The sequence below is a fragment of the Hymenobacter psoromatis genome (genome assembly GCF_020012125.1).
In the GTDB taxonomy this organism is placed as follows: Bacteria; Bacteroidota; Bacteroidia; order Cytophagales; family Hymenobacteraceae; genus Hymenobacter; species Hymenobacter psoromatis.
Window position 1 is genome coordinate 1,247,936 of the sequence record NZ_JAIFAG010000001.1, and the last position, 20,515, is coordinate 1,268,450.

Genomic DNA, 20,515 nt, shown 5'->3' on the forward strand with positions numbered 1-20,515 from the left:
GGGTCAGCGGTTAATGAATTTTACCGAACGAATAGATATCCTCCGGCGCGGTCGGAATAGCAACAGTCTCCAGCACCTCGCCGGTTTCGCTCAGGCGCAGGCCGGTGAGGCAGTGGCCGTCGGCCGCGCCGGTATCGAGGTAAATGGTATCGGAAGCCACCACGTGCTCGGGTCGGTAGGTAGGGGTAGGGGTATGGCCCACCACTTGCCGCCGCCCTAGATTACGCAGCGGGCCACGCCGCCACAGCACGCCGTCGTCGTTGGCCGGGTCGAGCGGGTCGGGAGTATCGGCAAAGCCGGCGTGGGAGAATATGAGGTGGGCATTGCCCCAAAAAAGGGGTCGCTGGCTGAGCCAGACGGCGTGCGCGGGCAGCCAGACGCGGTGCCGCTGGTAGTGCGCCAGCGTGCCCCTACCCCCCCAGCCCAGCCAGGCCCGGTACGGGCCATTAGGCCCCAGGTGCTCGGCCATTGCCCAGTCGTGGTTGCCCTGCAAAAACACAGTTTTCGCCGGAAAATCCTGGCTGAGCTGGCGGCACAGTTCCACGGTTTCAGGCGAGTAGTTGCCGCGGTCCACTAGGTCGCCGAGCTGCACCAGTGTTTCCTCGGCCGGGCGCCAATGCGTGAGCAGCTCGCGCAAGGTGTGCAGGCAGCCGTGCACGTCGGCGATGACGAAAAACGGCATGTGCTGGCTCTTATGCAGTTAAGTGGTTAAGTTGTTAGGAGATAGTCAGCGAATAAGTTTTGAGTAAGGAGCAAAACTTATTCGCTGACTATCTTAACCGCATAGCTGCCTAAAACGCTGCTAGCGATGGATTTTGCCGGGTAGTTCCGCGGTGTGCAGGTCCGCGCGGCTGGCCTCGTCGCCCTCGTCCTCCGCCGGCGGTTCCGCCAGGCCCAGGTAGCGCACCAGCGGGCCAATGGTCAGGCCCTGCCCCACGATGCTGAATACCACCACCACGTAGGTCATGCCTACCAGCAGCTCGCGGGGCATGGTGTTGGGCAGGCTCAGGGCCAGGGCTACGGCCAGGCCGCCGCGTAGGCCGCCCCAAGTCAGCATCTTGATGGTGTGGCGGCCCGAGCGGTAGCGCCGTCCCACTTGCAGCAGCTTCAGGGGCAGGGCCACGGCCACCACCCGCACCGCCAGCACCACCACCACGGCCGCCAGCCCGGCTAGTATCGTGCTCAAGTGCAGGGGTAGGATGAGCATTTCGAGCCCCATTAATACGAAAAGCATGGCGTTAAGAATCTCGTCAATCAACTCCCAGAATTTGTCCACGTAATCCTGCGACTGGTCAGACATCATGTGCCCCCGGCGGCTGAAGTAGCCCACCAGCAGGCCAGCCATCACCATCGCCAGCGGCCCCGAGGTGTGCAGGTAGTTGGCCAGGGCCGTGCCGCCCGTCACCAGAGCCAGGGTCAGCAGCACCTCCACCTGGTAGTTATTGATAGTGGCCAGCAGGCCGGCCGTGCCCAGGCCCAGCGCCGTGCCCAGCAAAATGCCGCCGCCGGCTTCCTGCGCAAAAACCAGGAGCGTGTGGCTGGCCGTGGTGTTGGCGGTACCCATCTCGGCTACCCGCAGCAGGGTAATAAAAATCACGACTCCTACCCCGTCATTGAACAGTGACTCCCCCACGATTTTCAACTCCAGCGTGGCCGGCACGTTGGCCTTAGTCAAAATGCTGAGCACCGCCACCGGGTCGGTGGGCGAGATGAGCGCTCCAAACAGCAGGCAGGGCAGCAGCCCCACGTGCAGCCCCAGCAGCTGGGGTAGCAGCCAGTAGAGTGTCGCCCCCACCAGCACCGTGCTCAGGGCAGTGCCCAGCGTGGCCAGTAGTCCTACTGGCCAACGCAACTCACCCAGCCGCCGCGCATCCACGTTGATGGCCCCCGCAAACAGCAAAAAGCCCAGCATCACCTGCATCAGCAAAGTGCTGAAATCCAGGCCATCCACCAGTTTCGCAATGCCAATGACCGGTTTGAAGCCCGTTTTGCCCAGCTCCAGCAGCACCAGCGACGAAAGCAGGGCCAGCACCATCAGGCCGATGGCCATTGGCATCTTCAGGAAGCGGTGGTTGAGGTAGGCAAACGCGGCGGCCGCGACCAGTAGCAGCGCCAGAGCATTAAAAAGTGTCGTCATGCGGGAGGGAATTAGTGGTTGGTGCTTGCTAACCGTTTGTCATTACTGCGCAGCGCTCGCAATGACAAACGGTTAGCAGTCACCAACCACTTCTATCACGCGCGCCACCATCGCGTCGTCCACGTCGAGGTGCGTCACGAAGCGAACCCAGCTACCGCCGAAGCCGCTGGCCAGAATGCCCTGGGCCTCCAGCCGGGCCAGGAAGTCGGTCACTGTGAGCTGGCTTTCATCGAGGCGAAAAATGAGCAGGTTGGTTTCGGGCTCCAATATCTCGGCCACGTAGGGCAGCGGGCGCAGCGCCGCCGCCAGTTGCGCGGCGCGGCGGTGGTCGTCGGCCAGGCGCGCCACGTTATTTTCCAGGGCGTAGAGGCCCGCTGCCGCCAGGTAGCCCGCCTGCCGCCAGCCTCCACCCATGAGCTTGCGTAGGCGCTTGCACTGCTGAATAAAATCGGCCGAGCCCAGCAGCACCGAGCCCACCGGCGCGCCCAGTCCCTTGCTCAGACACACAGAGATAGAATCGAACAGCCGGCCGTAGTCCTGGCTGCGCTGCCCGGTAGCCACCAGTGCGTTAAAGATGCGCGCCCCATCGAGGTGCAGTGCCAGGCCGCGCGCTTTCGTGAGCGTAGCAATTGCTTCTAAGTCAGTCCATTCGTAGCAGCTGCCGCCACCGCGGTTGTGGGTGTTTTCGAGGCACACGAGCCGGGTGGTAGGGTAGTGGACGTTGTGGGCCGGCCGAATGGCGGCTTCCACTTGGGCAGCTGTGAGGCGGCCCCGGTCGCCGGGTAGCAGCGCCACCGAGGCGCGGGTGTGGTGCATAATGCCCCCTACTTCCCACAAGTACACGTGGGCCGAGGCCTCGCACACGACTTCCGACAGCGCCGGGCAGTGTGCCTGAATGGCGATTTGGTTTGTCATTGTGCCCGAGGGGCAAAATAAGCCGGCTTCCAGGCCAAAGCGGGCGGCCAAGCTCTCTTCGAGCTGGCGCACGGTCGGGTCTTCCGCGTACACATCGTCGCCGACGGGCGCGACCTGCATAGCGGCCAGCATGGGGGGGGTAGGGCGGGTAACGGTATCGGAGCGGAGGTCAATCATGTCGTAAACTATTGGTTGTTAGATAGTAGCTGATAGCTTGCGAGCAGCCAGCCAGCCAAAAAAGCTGACAGCCAGCAGCTAATCGCTAACAGCTTAGTAAAAGGGTTTGGGATTTCAAAAGTAAAGCCTTATTTTTGCACCTCATTTGCCCGAAATCTAATTTCCCCGGAAATCATGTCCGTTACCCGTCTGAAGCGCAAGCACCGCAAGAACATTGCCCGTGCTAACAATGAAACGCGCAAAATCAAAAACTTGCTGCGTACACCCGTGCTGAAAAACGTGGACCTGGACGAGCTAAAATCTAAATTCGGCCAGGCTACCCCCCCCGATGCAGCCGCCAAGAGCCCCGTAGCCCCGGCCCACCAAGAGCAGCCCGCCGCTCAGCCAACGGAAGCTAAGCCCGCCGCTAAGCAAGAGGCTCCCAAGCCGGAGACGAAAGCCGAAGCTCCCAAGCCGGAAGCCAAAGCTGAGGCTCCCAAGCCTGAAGCTGCCAAAGCTGAGGCTCCGGCCGAAAGCCTGCTGGATAAAGTAACCCACGCCGCTACCACCGCCGCCGAGGCGGTAAAGCACGCCGCCAGCGGTGCCGTAGAAGCAGTAACCCACAACAGCCTCGTGGAAAAGGTAACCGACGCCGTGGTCCACAACAGCTTGGTGGAGAAGGCCACCGGCGCCGTGCAGGAAGCCGCCCACAACGTGGTAGAAGGTGCCAAACACGTGCTCGAAAGCCAGAGCCCCGAAAATAACCAGGCTACGCAAGCCAACCAGACCGGTACTACTGGCTTTGATGCCGCCGAGGCGGTGACCAAGCCCGTGACCGAGGAAGGCCAGGCTGGCGAGCACCCCAAACCCGAAATTGCCCTCTAAGCTGCGAAGTGGAGCGCGAACTTAAAGAAAGCGTTGGACCTACGTCCGACGCTTTTTTTAGGTCCCTACGTCTAGCGCAGCAGTGCGGGCTCCTAGCTCCACAGCTTGCATATCTACCACCTTGCCCCGGTCGATGCCGAAGCGCAGCATCGTGCGCACCTGATGAAAGCCGTGCCGCCCGGCCGCGCCGGGGTTCAGGACCAGCAAGTTCAACTTGGGGTCAGGAATAATGCGCAGAATGTGCGAGTGCCCGCACACGAATAACCCTGGCCGTACCTGCGCCAGCAGCTGGCGCGCCGCCGGCGCATAGTGGCCGGGGTAGCCGCCCACATGCGTCATTAACACGCGCAGGCCCTCCACCACGAAGTTTTGCACCAGTGGCTCGGTGCAGCGAATATCAGCGCCGTCGATGTTGCCGTACACGCCCCGGAAAACCGGGGCCAGCCCGGCCAGCGCCAGTATCAATTCCGACGAGCCAAAGTCACCGGCGTGCCATATTTCATCGGCGTCGCGCAGGTGATGCGCAATACGGTCATCAAAATAACCGTGAGTATCCGAAAAAAGGGCAATGCGCGTCATAAGGTCCGCAAAGATGCAACATTTGGCACTTGTGCCTCAAAAAACCGGCCGGCCCGTATCTTGCACTGCCGCCCGCCTGCTGGCGTTGCCAGCGGTACCCAAGCTGCCGCTCAGCAGCCTTCTTCCTCTTGATTATTTCCCGATGAACGTTTTCATCAACGACGTGCCGCTGATTATTAAGAAGTCTAGCGACAAAGTGTACAAGCACAAATATGACCTTGTGCTCGGTCCCGACGATGAGTTTACCAGCAAAGACTTGGTGGGCGACGTGCTGGTACGCGACGCGACGCCGGCTTTTCTTGACCGCCTGCTACGCCTGATGGAAGTGAAGAAGCTGAAAAAGCTCAAGACACTGACCATGATGGCTCGCAAAAAGCAAAACCTTATCTTGCACCTCAAAGACCAGTTTAAGATTGCCAAGGCCGCCGGCGGCCTCGTGGTTAAAGGTGGCCAGGTGCTGATGATTTATCGCCTCGGCAAGTGGGATTTACCCAAAGGCAAACTCAAAAGCGACGAGGACGTGCCGATGGGAGCCATGCGTGAGGTCGAGGAGGAGTGCAATATCAAGGTAGAATTGGGCGAAAAGCTGCCCAGCACTTGGCACTCCTACGCCTACAAAGGCAACAAAATGCTGAAAAAAACCAGCTGGTTCGTCATGAAATGCCTCGACGACTCGGTGATGCGTCCCCAAACCGAAGAATACATCGAGGAAGTACGCTGGATGTCGCCTCAGGATGCGCTGGCCCGCCTCGAAGAGTCGTACGCCTCCATTACACTGGTAGTGCGCCACTACTTGAGCGAAATGGCGGGTAAGCCTGCCAAGGCTGCTACTTCCGAGTAACAGCTATGCTACCCTGCCATCATCGGGGGCAACGCCCGCAACGAGCTTGGCTGCTGCTGGCGGGTGGGCTGGCCGCGGGCTGCTCGGGGGCGCACGAATCGGCGCAAACGGCCACCGCTCCCGCCGCGGCTACCATCACGCCTACGGCCAATGTGCCGGCCCTACTGGGAGCCTCTATCGATGGGTTACGGAAGCGGCTGGGGGCAGCTCAACCGCTACCGGTTGATTTTACGGACCCCCTCAACCAAGCCCTTACTTCCGGCCCAACGGCCCGGCCCGACTCGCTGGCGGCTTTTCGTACTGGGGGCCTCACACTCATTGCCAGCTATGACGCTCGCACCCGGCAAGTACGCGACCTGGTAATACTCGGTCGGCACGAGGATAGCCTGATGGGCCGCGCTTCCCTGCGAGCTAATTCACTTAACTACTTGATTATGCCAGTCTTTCGAGTCGATAAACCCTCGCATCTACTGGGCCTGCGCATCATTAAGGCCAAGTAATACGCTGTTTTAGGTATGAATATAGTGGGATGAGTTATAATTTGACGCCCTTCGTGTCAAATTATAACTCATCCCACTATATTTATCCTTCTAAACTGTTTCTACGGCCGCCAGACGGGGTGCACCCGCTAATATTTCAGCATTAGCAAAGTCAGCGTACTTCCCAAAGTTGCGGGTGAATTTTTCGGCCAGCTCCGTCGCCGTGCGGTCGTAGGCCGCCTTGTCGGCCCAGGTGTGGCGGGGGTCCAGAATTTCGCTGGGTACGCCCGGCACCGCCGCCGGCACGGCCACCCCAAAAACTGGGTGCTGCCGGAAGTTTACTTCGCTCAGTACGCCGCTGAGGGCGGCTGTAATTAGGCGGCGAGTGTGGGCCAGCTTCAGGCGGTGGCCGGTGCCGTAGCTGCCGCCAGTCCAGCCCGTGTTCACGAGCCATACCTGCACGTCGGGGTTCTGGTCCAGCAGCTGGCCCAGCATTTCGGCGTAGTGAGTGGGGTGGAGAGGTAGGAAAACCTGCCCGAAACAGGCCGAGAACGTAGTTTGCGGCTCCGTGATGCCCATCTCGGTGCCCGCCACCTTGGCCGTGTAGCCACTTAGGAAGTGGTACATCGCATGGCTCTTGTCGAGCTTACTCAGGGGGGGTAGGACGCCAAAGGCGTCGGCAGTGAGGAAGAAAATGTGGCGCGGCGCACCGGCCACGCTCGGTTCCACGGCCCCCGGAATGTAATCGAGGGGGTAGGCGGTGCGCGTGTTCTCGGTCACCGACTTATCGGCGTAGTTCACGGTGTGGGTGCCAGGCACGAAGCGCGTGTTCTCCACGATGGCTCCAAAGCGAATGGCATTCCAGATTTCGGGCTCCTTGCTGGCACTCAGGTCAATAACCTTAGCGTAGCAGCCGCCCTCAAAGTTGAAAATGGTGCCCTTGGGCGTCCAGCCGTGCTCGTCGTCGCCCACGAGGCGGCGCTGCGGGTCGGTCGAGAGCGTCGTTTTGCCCGTGCCCGAAAGACCGAAGAAAATGGCCGTGTCGCCCGCTGCCCCCACGTTGGCCGAGCAGTGCATGGGTAGGGTCTGGTGCCGGGTGGGCAGTAAGTAATTAAGCACGCCAAAAATGCCTTTTTTCATCTCGCCCGCATAGGCTGTGCCCCCGATAAGAATCAGCTTGCGGGTGAAGTCGATGACGGCGAAGTTCTTCTGGCGAGTGCCGTCTACGGCGGGGTCGGCCTCGAAGCCGGGCGCACAGAGGATGCTGAAATCGGGCGTCCAGCTGGTATCCGCGCCCGGCGCGGGCCGCAGAAACAGGTTGTAGCAGAATAGGTTGTGCCAAGCCAGCTCGTTTACTACCCGTAGCTTAAGTTGGGTGGCGGGGTCGGCCCCGGCGTAGGCCTCGCGCACGAAAATTTCCTTATCGGCCAAGTAGGCCACCATCTTTTGGTGCAGCTGCTCAAACTGGTCGGGGTTGAAGGGCAGGTTGATGTCGCCCCACCAGACGCGCCCAGTGGTGTCGGCATCTTTGACCAAAAACCGGTCCTTGGGCGAGCGGCCCGTAAAGTGGCCGGTGTCGCACATCAGCGCGCCGGTGTCGGTAAGCCTGCCCTCCTGTCGGCGTAGGGCGTGCTCCACGAGCGCGGCTGGGGGTAGGTTGAGGTGGGCTAGGGCCGGGGCCTGCCCGAAGCCTAGCGGAGCCAGGTGTGCGGCGACAGTACGGAGTTCTGCCATAAAAAAAAGAGTGAGAAAGTGGGTGGGATAGGGTAAAATGGTACCACAAAGGTAAGGGCGAGGCGGCGCATTGCCGGCTGCAAACGTTTGCGGAAATCTGAAAATCCCTGGCAGCTTGGAAATTTGTTTTTTCCGCACTGCCTACCCCCTCCGCGGCGGCCAGGCGCGGCCGGGCGGGCAAGCGGCCGGTAAATCGTAATCTCGGCCCAGCCAAGCCCTTAAAAAGCCAGCTGGGTAGCGTACTGGCCTTGTTACCCCAAAATTTTCTTAGCTTTACCCATCCCCAACCCGGCGCGGCGCGTTCGTGCGGTTTTTTTCTCCATTCTTCTCTTCCCGCTTCCTACCCATGCACCCTACCCCCGCCGACTTGCACGACCTACCTCCTCAACATGTCGAAGTAGCCGACAGCCACCCGCGCGGCCTCTACCTGCTGTTTGCCACCGAAATGTGGGAGCGCTTCAGTTATTACGGCATGCGCGCCGTGCTGGTGCTCTTCCTTACCAAGGCCATGATGATGGACAAGGCGTTCGCGTCGAAGTTCTACGGCGGCTACACGAGTCTAATATACCTTACCCCGCTCATCGGCGGTTTTATTGCCGACCGTTATTGGGGTAACCGGCGCTCTATTACAGTGGGCGGCCTGCTGATGGCGGCCGGGCAATTTGTCCTGTTTTTTTCGGCTTCCCAATACGGCCCGCTAGCCACCCATCAGCTTAGTCATTGGTTGCTGTACCTAGGCTTGGGGGCCATGATTGTGGGTAATGGTTTTTTTAAGCCCAACATTTCCAGTATGGTGGGCTCGCTCTACGCGCCCGGCGATACGCGCAAGGACGCGGCCTACACCATCTTCTACATGGGCATCAACCTGGGCTCTTTCCTAGGCAATACCATCACCAGCCTCATCGGCGACAAGGAGGGCCACCCGGAAGCTTTCCGCTGGGCTTTCCTGGCCTGCGGCATTGCCATGACGTTCGGCACGGTCGTTTTTAACTGGGGTAAGAGCAAGTACCTGCACACGCCCACCGGCGAGCAGGTGGGCGAAACACCCATCAACTCGGGTGGCATCAAGGGCATTTACGCGCTGCTGCCAGTGCTACTAGCCGTGGCGCTGGGCGTACTCTGGCTCGACTCAACGCAGTTTCCACTCATTGCGCCACTGTTGGGCGTGGCCGTGATTGCCATTGCCTATATGATTTTCAGCGATAAGTCCCTAAGTGGAGCCGACGTGCAGGGCATTATGGTCATTTTCATCGTGTCGTTTTTCGTGGTCTTTTTCTGGGCCGCCTTCGAGCAGGCCCCAGCCTCGCTCACCTTCTTCGCCGACGAGCAGATGAACCGCACTATCTTCGGCTACGAGCTACCCGCCAGCATTTTCCAGAACCTGAACGCCATTTTTGTGGTGGCTGGCGCGCCGCTCATGGCGCTGGTCTGGACGGCCTTGGGTAAGCGCGGAGCCGAGCCCGCCTCACCCGTCAAGATGGCGATGGGCCTGGCGCTGCTGGCGGCTGGCTACCTCGTTATGTGCTTTGGAGTGAAGGACTTGCAGCCCGGCGTGAAGGTCAGTATGTTCTTCCTGGTGATGCTCTATTTCCTGCACTCGGCCGGCGAGTTGTGCCTGTCGCCCATCGGCTTGTCGCTGGTTAATAAGCTGGCTCCCGCCAAGTTCGCCTCGCTGCTGATGGCCGTCTGGTTCCTGGCCAACGCGGCGGCCAACTACCTCGCCGGCTACATGAGCAGCCTCTACCCCGACCCCAAGTCCACGAAGCCAGCCCCAGTGCTGCTGGGCTTCCACATCAATAACCTCTACGACTTCTTCTTGGTGTTCGTAGTATCAGCCTCAGTCGCGGCGGCGCTGCTATTCCTCATCAGCGGCAAGCTGGCCAAGATGATGGACGCCCGCAACTACCCAGCGCCTACCCCCTCCGTTTAAGTCAGAGGCAACGCCCACCAAAAAGCCCCGCCGGACCAACGTCCGGCGGGGCTTTTTAACTACTCAAACCAACCATAACCAACTCTCACGTAGCCAGCTGCATCAGCAGCGTGTCCGCAAAATCAGTTAAATCCGTTCGAATCTGCGGTTTACATCATGCCGCCCATGCCACCCATTCCGCCCATGCCACCATCACTGTGGCCGGCACCGCCTTCCTTTGGTTCCGGCTCGTCCGAGATAACGGCTTCAGTCGTCAGCAATAGGCCAGCGATAGAAGCGGCATTCTCAAGCGCCAAGCGGGTTACTTTAGTCGGGTCGATGATGCCAGCGGCCGTCAGGTTCTCGTAGCGGTCCTCGCGGGCGTTGTAGCCGTAGTCGCCTTTGCCATCGCGCACCTTCTGCACCACTACCGAGCCTTCGCCACCGGCGTTCTGCACGATAGTGCGCAGCGGCGCTTCGAGGGCCGTGCGGATAATGTTGACCCCCGTGCGCTCGTCGCCGTTCAGGGTATTTACCGCGTCGAGCGCCTCAATAGCGCGCACTAGGGCTACGCCACCGCCGGGCACCACGCCTTCCTCAACGGCGGCGCGGGTGGCGTGCAGGGCATCATCCACGCGGTCTTTCTTCTCCTTCATCTCCACCTCGGTGCTGGCACCGATGTAGAGAATGGCCACGCCACCGCTCAGCTTCGCCAAGCGCTCTTGCAGCTTCTCCTTGTCGTAGTCCGAGGTCGTAGTCTCCATCTGCGCCTTAATCTGGCTGATGCGGGCCGTAATATCCTCTTTCTGGCCCTTGCCATTGACGATGGTCGTGTTGTCCTTGTCAATGATGATTTTCTCGGCCGTGCCGAGGTAGTCGAGGGTCGCGTTCTCCAGCTTGTAGCCGCGCTCTTCCGAAATCACCGTACCACCCGTCAAGGTTGCGATGTCTTCGAGCATGGCCTTGCGGCGGTCGCCGAAGCCGGGAGCCTTCACGGCGGCAATTTTCAGCGAGCCGCGCAGTTTGTTCACCACTAGGGTAGCGAGGGCTTCGCCGTCCACATCTTCCGAGATAATGAGCAGGGGCTTACCGGTTTGCAGCACTTGCTCCAGCACCGGCAGCAGCTCCTTCATGGTGCTCACCTTCTTGTCGTAGATGAGGATGTAGGGGTTTTCGAACTCGGCCTCCATCTTCTCGGGATTGGTCACGAAGTAGGGCGAGAGGTAGCCGCGGTCAAACTGCATGCCTTCTACCGTCTTCACTTCGGTTTCGGTGCCACGGGCTTCTTCCACCGTGATAACACCTTCTTTGCCAACCTTATCCATCGCGTCGGCAATCATCTTGCCGATTTCCGCGTCGTTGTTGGCCGAGATGGTACCTACCTGCGCAATTTCGGCGCTGTTAGCAATAGGCTTCGACTGAGCCTTGAGGTTGGCTACTACGGCCTGCACGGCCTTATCGATGCCACGCTTCAGGTCCATCGGGTTTGCGCCGGCGGCTACGTTTTTCGAGCCGGCCGTGTAAATGGCCTGGGCTAACACGGTAGCAGTAGTAGTGCCGTCGCCGGCCTGGTCAGCCGTTTTGGAAGCTACTTCCTTCACGAGCTGCGCGCCCATGTTCTCGATGGGGTCGCGCAACTCAATCTCCTTGGCTACGGTCACGCCGTCCTTGGTGATGGTCGGCGCGCCGAACTTCTTGTCAATAATAACGTTGCGGCCCTTGGGGCCGAGGGTTACTTTTACGGCGTTGGCGAGCTTGTCTACGCCCCGTTTGAGGCGGTCGCGGCCTTCGGTGTCAAATTGAATGTTCTTAGCCATTGTGGTGGGTAAGTGAGAGGTTGTTAAGAGATTAGCGTAAGCGCAGGCTTACATAACGGCCAGAATGTCCTTTTCCTGCATGATGAGGTAGTCCTCGCCATCCACGGTGATTTCCGTGCCGGTCCACTTGCCATACAGCACTTGGTCGCCCACCTTCACTTCGGGCTTGATGATAGTACCGTTGTCCGACGTTTTGCCCTCGCCCACGGCTACGACTTCGCCGCGCTGCGGCTTTTCCTTGGCCGTATCGGGGATGATGATGCCAGACTTGGTGGTGGCTTCCGCGGCGGCAGCTTTGATGACTACGCGGTCGGCCAGCGGTTTAATGCTAAGTGCCATTGGTTGAAAGGAGAAATGAATGTTTTGGTAAATAAAAACGGGAACTCCCGGCCCCAGTCGACACGAAATGTGCCAACCGCCCAAACCTGACAGAATGCGCCCCGCCACTGGCCGCTTTGGCAGACGCGCCTGCCGGAACTGGTAGCCCCCCCCGCAAAGCAAAAGCCAGCGGCCCCGTTTGTAACAAACGGTGGCCGCTGGCTTTTGTAAAAAATCGACTGCTTATTTTATGGGTCGCGGAGTGGGAGCCGGCCCCGGTGCGCCTACCCCCGGAGCCGGAGCGGTGGGGGCCGTGGGCACTACTGCCCGCTGAGCCGCCTGCTGATTTACGCTCCGCACCGGCGCGGCGCTACCCCCGCCAAGCATGTGGGTCGCCAGGGTCAGTACAATCAGCCCGATGGCGAAGCCCCAGGTAAGCTTTTCGAGTAAATCGCCGGTACGCTTCACGCCCATTAAGTTGACCGCGCCACCGCCAAACTGGCTGCCGACGCCGCCGCCCTTGGGGTTCTGCGCCAGCACAATAAGTGACAGCAGCAGGCAAACAAGCAAAATAAGAATAACGAGCGCGAAATACATAAGGAAAAGTAAAAGCTACGCTTCCGAGCGTAAGGATTCAATTTGGGCTGCAAAGTACGCCATTTTCCCCGGGTATTTCACTATAAGGCGCTCATAAATTGCCACTGCCCGGTCAACTTTCCCCTGTCGGGCCAGGATTTTTGCCAGGCTTTCGGAAGCTAGGTCGGACTCGGGCCGCGTGCTGCGCACTGACAAGTCGGCCTGCGCCTCGGTATCGGGCATGGCTGGGCTCGGCATGGCCCGGCGGCGCGACGCCGTGGGTGCGCGCTGCAAAAAGCTGTTAATCAAATCGAGCGAGCTGACCGGTGCGGAAGCTGGCGCGGGCTCGTGCGCAACCAGATGCACCAGCAGTAACGCATCGGGCGCGAAAAACTCGTCCGCCGGCGGCAAACTAGTCGTGGGCATGGCCTCTTCGGCGGTCACTAGCAGCAGGCAGAAGCCCAGGCGACTCCCTTCGCCAGGCGCGTAGCCCACGTCGGCCACGCCCGTGAAGGGGGGTAGGAGAGCCGTAGCCGGCACCGACGGCCCCGTTCCAGGGGTGGGTAGCGCAGCCATCTCCGGCAGTCGATACGCACTTATTTCGCCTGGCTCCGCGTCAGTCAGGCCGAACTCCGTACTGGCCGTAGCCTCGGCGGGCGGGCGCACAGGCGGGGCCACAGCCGGCAGCTCTTCCTCGGCGGGCCGTGCGGCCAACTCGCTGACTGCCAGCTGGTCAGCTATGGGCTCCAGCACCTGCTCGGGCAGGTCCGCAAAAACCGTAACAGCTGCATGTTCAAGTGCTTCGGTGGAAGCATCTGCGCTGACATCGTTGCCCGCTGTGGGGGTAGGCTCGGGTAGGTGGGGGGGGGAGGCCGCGCCGGCCCCCGCGGCCACGGCCGCTGGCTGCTCGTGAGCAGCCAGCACCCCGGCCGCGGGGGCGGGCAGTTCTAGTAGCTGGCGCAGGCGGGCGCGGTCAGCGGCGTAGGTGGCGGCGCGGCGCAGGCGCTGGCTGGCCAGCATCGAACCCTGGTCGTGGGCGGCTTTAGCCAGCAGCAGATGGGCCGTCTGGCAATAAGGAAAGGCCGCCGCCAGCTGTTCCAGCGCGCGCACGTCGGCCCCAGTAAGGGCTGTCGGGTGGGCAAGCAGTTGAAGCAGGGTAGCGCGGGTCATTTTAATGATGTGCTAATTAGACGGGTTTTAGCACTGAATAAGCACGGTTGAACGTTCAGCTTGAATTGGCAACGTTACGAAAGGGTTGCCAAATTACTGCCCGTCGGCTCGCCAAACGACAGCCAAAACCTGCTCACCCCAAGCCAGCACATTAGCACATCAAAAAATCAGCACATCAAAAGCTACCAGTTAGCCACCGATTTGTTGAACATGTCGCTGATGATGTTGCGCGTAATTTCACGCACCGAACTCAGGTCATTATTCACCGATGCGATGTCCTGCGTTGAGGCGAAGTCCTTCTGGCTCTGAAAGGTTTGTTCAAAATCCTGCTTGCTATTCTTGGTATTCGTGAAGCGCAACTGCACCTGGATGGTGAGGCGGTTGGCCCCCGCTCCCGGTATTCCACCCGCCTGCTGAATGGCGGCCGGCGCGAAATCGTAGGCCACCACGGTGCCCTCAAACTGCAAGTCGCCGTCGCGCGGCACCAGCTTCAGGGTCGTGTTGCGCTGAAAATAGTCCTTGATATCCTCCGTGAAGCGCTGCGAGAGGGAGGCCGGCGCGTTGGGCGCGGTGTTCTGAAACGTCTGGATAGACAGCGTTTTAACGGTTGGGTCAATGTTGGTGCCGTTGAACGAGTACACGCCGCAGCCGCCGGCCAGCAGTAGCACGGGTAGGGCCAGCAGCCCCAGCGCCCGCCGACGCCCCCGGTTAAGCCGATTCGAGGTCATATTGCTTAAGCTTGCGGTACAGGGTGCGCTCCGAGATACCCAGGTCCTGGGCGGCGTACTTACGCTTGTTGTGATGCTTCTTCAACGCCTTGAGAATCATCTCCTTCTCAATCGCATCGAGCGAAAGCGTTTCCTCCTCCGTCTCGTGCGGAATGTCCTCGGTCTGGTCCTCGTCCTGGTCGTCGTCGTAGTTGGCCGAGGTCATATCGACTCGCAGCGGCGCGGCCGGGCCGCCGGGCAGGAAGTAGCCGTTGGTGTCAGCCGGACCCTCGGCGGGGGGGTAGGGCGAGGCTTCACCTAAGTTACTGAACAAGTGACTATTCTGCCGTAGTAGCTCCTGAGCTTCGGCCGGGCGCGGAGCGTTGCCGGTGGCCAGCTCCAGCACTACTTTCTTAAGGTCGGTCATGTCGCGGCGCATATCAAACAGCAGCCGGTACAAAATATCGCGCTCCGAGTACGAGCTGAAATCGTTGCCGCCCGCGCCGTGCGGCAGCAGCGCCGGCAACTGCGAAGTTTGGGCGGCGGGCAGGTAAGTGGTCAGCCGCGCGGCATCTACCTCGCGTTCCATTTCCAAGACCGAAATCTGCTCCGCTAAGTTCTTGAGCTGCCGGATGTTACCCGGAAACCGAAACCGTGTGAGCAGCCGCACCGCGTCGGGCGTCAGGCTGATGGGCTTTACCCGATGCTTCTCCGAAAAATCGGCCGTGAACTTCCTGAACAGCAGGTAGATATCCTCGCCTCGGTCGCGCAGCGGCGGCACCGTAATCGGTACCGTGTTCAGGCGGTAGTACAAGTCCTCGCGGAACTTACCGGCCTGCACCCGGTCGAGCAGGTTCACGTTGGTAGCCGCCACTACGCGCACATCGGTTTTCTGCACCTTGCTGCTACCCACCCGAATAAACTCGCCGTTTTCCAGCACGCGCAAAAGGCGGGCCTGGGTGCCGAGCGGCATCTCGGCAATTTCATCCAGGAAAATGGTGCCGCCGTCGGTGACCTCAAAATAGCCCTTGCGCGCCTCGTTGGCCCCTGTAAATGCACCTTTCTCGTGGCCAAACAGCTCCGAGTCAATGGTGCCTTCGGGAATAGCGCCGCAGTTGATAGCAATGAACTGCCCATGCTTGCGCGGCGACAGCGCGTGGATAATCTTGGAAAACGACTCTTTGCCTGACCCGCTTTCGCCGGTGATGAGCACCGTCATATCAGTCGGCGCAACCTGCGCCGCCACCTGAATGGCGTAGTTCAGCGCCGGCGCATTACCGATAATGCCGAAGCGCTGCTTGATGGATTGAATTTCTTGATTTGTCAATGGAAGTCAATTTTTTTACCTATGCTCAAGCTGCCATCCGTAGCCGTTCGCTAGGCGCTGGAATGATGCGGCCCGTCTCTTGCGCAAAGGCAAGCCACTCTTGAATAATGACGCGGGAGTTAGCAATAGCTTCGGCCTGGGTTGGGCCATCAGCCAGGCAGCCCGGTAAGTCGGGTACCTCTACTAAATAGGCCTGGTCTTCCTCACTCCAATACATAACAACCGGATAATGAGCTGGATTATACATGAGATAAAGGTTATTTAGCCAATGGAAAGGTTTAATAAGTCCTGGTAAGTAAGCAGCAGACTACGAACTTGTTTGACCTGGTAGGGCTTTGCTGCGCCGTTGGAACCGGGCTGTAAATTGATAATTTCCACCACGCCAATCCGTCCCAAAATATGATGGCTACCCCGGATGCGTTGCTCAAAGCCAAGACTTATGAGTAGCGTACAAAGCGCCGCAAAATCAATGGTATGGTCGTGCTGGCCAGAGAGCAATTGGTCTAAAAACTTTTGCTTTCGGCTCATACCGTCTCGCCAATCAGCGAACCGCCCGTATTGGTGTGTACCAGCACGTTAACGTAGTCACCCTTCTGAAAATTACCCTTGGGGAAAATGACCACCTGATTCTGGCTGTTGCGGCCGCTGAGGTCGTCCTTCGAGCGCTTCGAGAAGTTCTCGACCAGCACCTGGTGCACGCGCCCTACCCCCCGCTCGTAGCGCAAGCGGCTGTGGGCCTGCTGGCGGTCGATAATTTCCTGGAGGCGGCGCTTCTTGGTTTCCAGCGGGATATCATCGGCGAGCTTGCGGGCGGCCAGCGTGCCGGGGCGCTCCGAGTAGAAGAACATGTAGGCCATGTCGTACCGCACGTGGTCGAGGAGGCTCAGCGTGTCCTGGTGCTCCTCCTCGGTTTCGGAGCAGAAGCCGGCAATCATATCGGTCGAGATGGCGCAGTCGTCGCCCAGAATGCGGCGCACGGCCGCCACGCGGTCCTCGTACCAGGCGCGGTCGTAGGTGCGGTTCATGAGCTCCAGCACGCGCGAGTTGCCGCTTTGGGCGGGCAGATGCAGGTATTTGCAAATATTATCGTGGCGCGCCATCGTGTGCAGCACCTCGTCGGTAATATCCTTGGGGTGCGAAGTCGAAAAGCGCACCCGCAGCGCGGGACTCACTAGCGCCACGCGCTCCAGAAGCTGCGCGAAGTTTACGCGCTCGGTGCCATCTTCGCTACCCCACTTGTAGGAGTCCACGTTCTGGCCTAGCAGCGTAACTTCTTTGTAGCCAGCGGCTACTAGGTCACGGGCTTCCTGCACAATGCTAACGGCATCGCGGCTGCGCTCGCGGCCACGGGTGAAGGGCACCACGCAAAACGAGCACATGTTGTCGCAGCCCCGCATGATGCTAATAAAGGCCGATACGCCGTTCGAGTTCAGGCGCACGGGCGTGATGTCGGCGTAGGTTTCCTCGCGGCTCAGCAGCACGTTCACCGCCTTCTGGCCGCCATCAACTTGGGCAATTAGCTGCGGCAGGTCGCGGTAGGCATCGGGGCCCACCACGAGGTCCACGATTTTTTCTTCCTCCAAAAACTTGCTTTTCAGGCGCTCGGCCATGCAGCCGAGCACGCCCACCAGCATGCCGGGCCGGCGCTTTTTGTGCGAGTTAATCTGCTTGAGGCGCATGCGCACCGTCTGCTCGGCCTTTTCGCGGATGGAGCAGGTGTTGAGTAGCACCAGGTCGGCCGTGGCCAGGTCCTCGGTGGTATCGAAGCCCTCACCGGCCAGAATGCTCGACACGATTTCAGAATCCGAGAAATTCATCTGGCAGCCGTAGCTCTCTATGTAGAGCTTGCGGGCACCGCCGGTGCCGTTGGCGGCACTCACGCGCACCTCGGTGGGTAGGACAGCCTCGGCAACGAGCGCTTTGTCGAGAAAATCTAACGTAATGAGCGGTTGAGACATAGCAAGCAAAGTGGCCGGGCTAGCCGCCGGGCCGGTAACAAAGATACAAACCCAGTGACAGAATGGCAGGAAATAGTGATTAACGAGTAGCGGGTAGTGATTAGTGTCGTTCTGGCTTTGAACAACACTAATCACTACCCGCTACTCGTTAATCACTGTATAAAGCGCTTCCAGCATCCCTTGTGCTTTTAGCAGGCACTCGGCGTATTCCTGCTCGGGCACCGAGTCGTAGGTGATGGCCGAGCCGACTTGCAGGCTGAGGTAGCCCGTATCAGCGCGGTATTGGAGGCTGCGAATCACCACGTTAAACTCAAATTCGCCGTCGGGCCGCACGAAGCCGAAGCTGCCACTGTAGAGGCCGCGCCGGCTGGCCTCATACTGCTCAATGAGCTGCATAGCCCGGATTTTGGGCGCGCCCGTCATCGAGCCCATCGGGAAAGTAGCACGCAATATATCGGTCAGGCTCAGGCCTGGCCTTATCTCGGCCGTGACGGTCGAAATCAGTTGCCAGATGTGTTTAAAGCCATAAGTGCCAAATAGTTCAGGTACGCGTACGGTGCCGGTGCGGGCCACGCGGGCCAGGTCGTTGCGCACCAGGTCCACTATCATCAGGTTTTCGGCGCGCTCCTTTTCGTCGTGCAGCAGGGCCAGGCGCTGCTGCTCGTCCTGGGCGGGGGTAGGGCCGCGCCGCCGGGTGCCTTTAATGGGTTGCGAGGTAACAAGCTCTTGATTACCAGTAATAAAGCACTCGGGTGAAGCGCAGAGCAAATAATGGTCGTGGTGGCGCAAAAAGCCCGCGTAGGGCGCGGGCGCTACCTCATTGAGCCGCCAAAACGTAGCCACGGGGTCCAGGCGCACGTTTTCGGCGTAGAATTCCTGGCAAAGAGTTAATTCATAAACCTCTCCATTCAAAATGTCTTCGCGCACGTTTTCTACCGCCCGCAGGTAGTCGGCGCGGGACATTCGGGGGCACATGGGCGGTCCGGTGGGGGGTAGGGCGGCTGGCACTGCCGTAGCCAGAATCGCGGCCAGCACGCCCGCCGTCTGGCCCCAGATTTCCAGTGCGTCGGCTTGCCAGCGCAGGCAGGTTTCGGGCTGAAAAAAATGTAGCGCCGGCCAGTCAAACCCCGAAAAATTCTGGCTGCTCAGCGCTTCCAGCTCGTTTTTCACATCATACGTCACGAAGCCGCACCACGGCAGCGGCGCGGCCGGGTCGCTCAGGCAGGTAGCCAGCTCGGCCAAGGTGGGGGGGGTAGGGGCGGTTACGGTCGCTACCCCCAGCATTCGGGTAAACGAACTGGCGGCCTTTGCCTGTAAGTCATTAGGCTCATAATAAGCACAATGCGAAAAAGCGCTGGCCCATTGCAGGGCGCGGGCGCGGAAGTCGGCGGGCAGGTCGGCTATCGGAATGGTTAGCATAAAATCCCCCTTACAACCCGCGCAGAGCCAGCTTGGCTTTCTGGTCGGTGCTGTTTTTGTACTCGTGCCGGGGGTAAGCTATTGCCTGCTCAAAATACACCTTGGCCGCCGCGCGCTGGCCGGCGGCCTGGGCCAGGTAGCCGAGTTGCAAAGCCGCCTGCGGCGCGAAATAATAGGGCGGCTTGCCCAGCGCCGCCGAGCGGCGTAGCGCGCGCAGGTAGTCGGCGCGGGCCGAATCGAGGCGGCCCAGGCCCTGCCACACCCGCGCCCGGCGGTAGGGCGCTTCGAGCTGGTCGCGCCCCGACATGGCAGCCGTGGGTCGAAACAGCTGCAAGGTGCTCAGGGCCTGCACGTAGTAGCCGCCATCCGTTTGCAGGCGGGCGCGGGTCAGAACGGGGTTTAGCGGCTGGGCGTCGTGGTAGAAGCGCTGGGCGTAGGCATCTTCCTCGATGGTGAGCGGGCCAGCCAGGTTTATGAGTTGGCGGTAGGCTTCGGTAGTGGCGGCCGGCGCGCCACTAAGCCAGGCCGCCAGGTAGAGCTTAAATGCCGCGTCCTTGCGGTAGTACTCGCCCCGGTATTCATGCAGAAACCGCTGGTTTTCAGCGATGCAGCTCTCATATTCGCCCCGATAAAGAAACAGGTCGCCCGCCAAGTGGTCGAGGAGGGGTAGGGGTAGGTAGGCCGGGCCGAGGGGCCGGACGCGGTAGGCGGCCAGCGCTTCGTCGCCGTGGTGCTGGCGCTTATTCAGGCTGATAACCAGGTAGCTGAACAGCAGATTGTCGGGCTGCTCGCGGGCCAGGCGGCCGGTCAGTGCCAGGCTCTCGTCGCCTTTGTTGTAATACGCCTCCCGAATAAGCGCTTGTAAAACCTGGCTTTCGGTCTGAAAATCATTAGGCTGCGCCGCCGCTAAGCTCAGGTTGCGCAAGCCCTCCTCCACGCTGCCGCTCAAGCCCAGCAGCCGCAAAAACCAGTGGTAGCCCTCGGGCAGCGAGCCGATACCGAACTGGCTTAAGCCCAAGGACTTGCGCGCGGGTAAAAACGTAGGGTAGCGTTGCGCTACCGCCTGCGTCAGCAGCACGGCCTGGCGCAGGTTCCAGGCCCCGCGCACCTCGTGGTGAAATACTATCTGCGCCAGGGCTTGGTGCAGCCGGATTTCGGACTGCGCATAGTCGCGTAGCGCGCCGGCCGGGGTGCGCTCCAGGGCCGCTAGCCGGGCCTCCTGCGCCGCCAAGCCAGCCTCGTAAAGGCCCGCATCCTGACTGATAATCAGCTCGGTAAAATCGACGCAGTCGGCTACTAGCAGGGTGCCGGGCGCGCTGGGTGGCGCGGCAGCCAGCAGCTGGCGGCAGGCGCTCACCTTCAGCTTCAGCAGCTCGGCGTAGGCGCGGCGGGCCACGGGGGGTAGGGCCTCCGACGCTTCCGGGACGGGGGTAATTTCTCGGGGCGGCTCGGGGCGGCTCGCGCTGAGGCTCGCGGAAGTAGCCAACAGCCCCACTACCGCGCTCAGCGTGCCACGGCGAATACCTTGGCGAACCTCAGCGAGAAATTTCACAACGAGCTATAAAAAAAGGAACGACCAAGGGGCCGT

Annotated in this window: 20 protein-coding genes; 4 read left to right on the plus strand and 16 right to left on the minus strand. The window is 60.4% G+C overall.

Annotated features, from left to right (window positions below; translation table 11 throughout):
* Positions 1-10: 10 nt before the first annotated feature.
* The 3 genes from LC531_RS05345 to LC531_RS05355 form a co-directional block, all read right to left on the minus strand.
* On the minus strand, positions 11-682 hold the full coding sequence (locus LC531_RS05345) for a metallophosphoesterase (protein WP_223649280.1): 672 nt from the start codon (positions 680-682) through the stop codon (positions 11-13).
* A 120-nt stretch (positions 683-802) separates the two neighbouring features.
* Positions 803-2,137 carry a cation:proton antiporter gene (locus LC531_RS05350; protein WP_223649281.1) on the minus strand — a complete coding sequence of 445 codons (1,335 nt, stop codon included), beginning with the start codon at positions 2,135-2,137 and terminating at the stop codon, positions 803-805.
* Positions 2,138-2,209: 72 nt separating this feature from the next.
* Entirely contained in the window at positions 2,210-3,229 is a 1,020-nt protein-coding gene (locus tag LC531_RS05355) for a threonine aldolase family protein (RefSeq protein ID WP_223649282.1), read from the minus strand.
* Between the two features lie 174 nt (positions 3,230-3,403).
* Here LC531_RS05355 and LC531_RS05360 point away from each other — a divergent pair, with 174 nt between their 5' ends.
* On the plus strand, positions 3,404-4,093 hold the full coding sequence (locus LC531_RS05360; RefSeq protein WP_223654033.1) for a hypothetical protein: 690 nt from the start codon (positions 3,404-3,406) through the stop codon (positions 4,091-4,093).
* A 57-nt stretch (positions 4,094-4,150) separates the two neighbouring features.
* On the opposite strand, the gene LC531_RS05365 is transcribed toward LC531_RS05360, so the two are convergent.
* On the minus strand, positions 4,151-4,672 hold the full coding sequence (locus LC531_RS05365) for a metallophosphoesterase family protein (RefSeq protein WP_223649283.1): 522 nt from the start codon (positions 4,670-4,672) through the stop codon (positions 4,151-4,153).
* A gap of 142 nt (positions 4,673-4,814) precedes the next feature.
* On the opposite strand from LC531_RS05365, the gene LC531_RS05370 reads away from it, so the two are divergent.
* On the plus strand, positions 4,815-5,513 hold the full coding sequence (locus LC531_RS05370) for an NUDIX hydrolase (protein WP_223649284.1): 699 nt from the start codon (positions 4,815-4,817) through the stop codon (positions 5,511-5,513).
* A gap of 5 nt (positions 5,514-5,518) precedes the next feature.
* Entirely contained in the window at positions 5,519-6,013 is a 495-nt protein-coding gene (locus LC531_RS05375) for a hypothetical protein (RefSeq protein ID WP_223649285.1), read from the plus strand.
* A gap of 90 nt (positions 6,014-6,103) precedes the next feature.
* Here the strand turns inward: LC531_RS05375 and pckA are convergent, their stop codons facing one another.
* Complete coding sequence (pckA, locus tag LC531_RS05380) at positions 6,104-7,726, minus strand: phosphoenolpyruvate carboxykinase (ATP) (protein ID WP_223649286.1); 1,623 nt, start codon at positions 7,724-7,726, stop codon at positions 6,104-6,106.
* Positions 7,727-8,072: 346 nt separating this feature from the next.
* Between pckA and LC531_RS05385 the strand changes: the two genes are divergently transcribed.
* Positions 8,073-9,656 (plus strand): peptide MFS transporter, encoded by a 1,584-nt coding sequence (locus LC531_RS05385; protein WP_223649287.1) that lies wholly within the window; start codon positions 8,073-8,075, stop codon positions 9,654-9,656.
* Positions 9,657-9,805: 149 nt separating this feature from the next.
* Here LC531_RS05385 and groL read toward each other — a convergent pair whose 3' ends face one another.
* From groL to LC531_RS05440, 11 genes are all read right to left on the minus strand, one after another.
* Positions 9,806-11,452, minus strand: a complete 1,647-nt coding sequence (gene groL, locus LC531_RS05390; protein WP_223649288.1) for a chaperonin GroEL — start codon at positions 11,450-11,452, stop codon at positions 9,806-9,808.
* Between the two features lie 48 nt (positions 11,453-11,500).
* Positions 11,501-11,791: a co-chaperone GroES gene (gene groES, locus LC531_RS05395; protein WP_223649289.1), complete on the minus strand. Its 291-nt coding sequence runs from the start codon at positions 11,789-11,791 to the stop codon at positions 11,501-11,503.
* 222 nt (positions 11,792-12,013) lie between these two features.
* The gene (gene secG / locus LC531_RS05400) at positions 12,014-12,367 is read right to left on the minus strand and encodes a preprotein translocase subunit SecG (protein ID WP_223649290.1); all 354 of its coding nucleotides are present in this window, start codon (positions 12,365-12,367) and stop codon (positions 12,014-12,016) included.
* 15 nt (positions 12,368-12,382) lie between these two features.
* Positions 12,383-13,516 carry a hypothetical protein gene (locus tag LC531_RS05405; RefSeq protein ID WP_223649291.1) on the minus strand — a complete coding sequence of 378 codons (1,134 nt, stop codon included), beginning with the start codon at positions 13,514-13,516 and terminating at the stop codon, positions 12,383-12,385.
* A gap of 182 nt (positions 13,517-13,698) precedes the next feature.
* Positions 13,699-14,244 (minus strand): LptE family protein, encoded by a 546-nt coding sequence (locus LC531_RS05410; protein WP_223649292.1) that lies wholly within the window; start codon positions 14,242-14,244, stop codon positions 13,699-13,701.
* Positions 14,225-15,550 (minus strand): sigma-54 interaction domain-containing protein, encoded by a 1,326-nt coding sequence (locus tag LC531_RS05415; protein ID WP_223649293.1) that lies wholly within the window; start codon positions 15,548-15,550, stop codon positions 14,225-14,227. The genes LC531_RS05410 and LC531_RS05415 overlap by 20 nt, the downstream gene beginning before the upstream one ends.
* A 25-nt stretch (positions 15,551-15,575) precedes the next feature.
* The gene (locus LC531_RS05420; RefSeq protein ID WP_223649294.1) at positions 15,576-15,797 is read right to left on the minus strand and encodes a type II toxin-antitoxin system HicB family antitoxin; all 222 of its coding nucleotides are present in this window, start codon (positions 15,795-15,797) and stop codon (positions 15,576-15,578) included.
* A gap of 14 nt (positions 15,798-15,811) precedes the next feature.
* Entirely contained in the window at positions 15,812-16,078 is a 267-nt protein-coding gene (locus LC531_RS05425; protein WP_223649295.1) for a type II toxin-antitoxin system HicA family toxin, read from the minus strand.
* Positions 16,075-17,508: a tRNA (N6-isopentenyl adenosine(37)-C2)-methylthiotransferase MiaB gene (miaB, locus tag LC531_RS05430; protein ID WP_223649296.1), complete on the minus strand. Its 1,434-nt coding sequence runs from the start codon at positions 17,506-17,508 to the stop codon at positions 16,075-16,077. The genes LC531_RS05425 and miaB overlap by 4 nt, the downstream gene beginning before the upstream one ends.
* Before the next feature lie 141 nt (positions 17,509-17,649).
* Positions 17,650-18,927, minus strand: a complete 1,278-nt coding sequence (locus LC531_RS05435) for an anthranilate synthase component I family protein (protein WP_223649297.1) — start codon at positions 18,925-18,927, stop codon at positions 17,650-17,652.
* Positions 18,928-18,937: 10 nt separating this feature from the next.
* On the minus strand, positions 18,938-20,479 hold the full coding sequence (locus tag LC531_RS05440; RefSeq protein ID WP_223649298.1) for a tetratricopeptide repeat protein: 1,542 nt from the start codon (positions 20,477-20,479) through the stop codon (positions 18,938-18,940).
* Positions 20,480-20,515 lie beyond the last annotated feature (36 nt).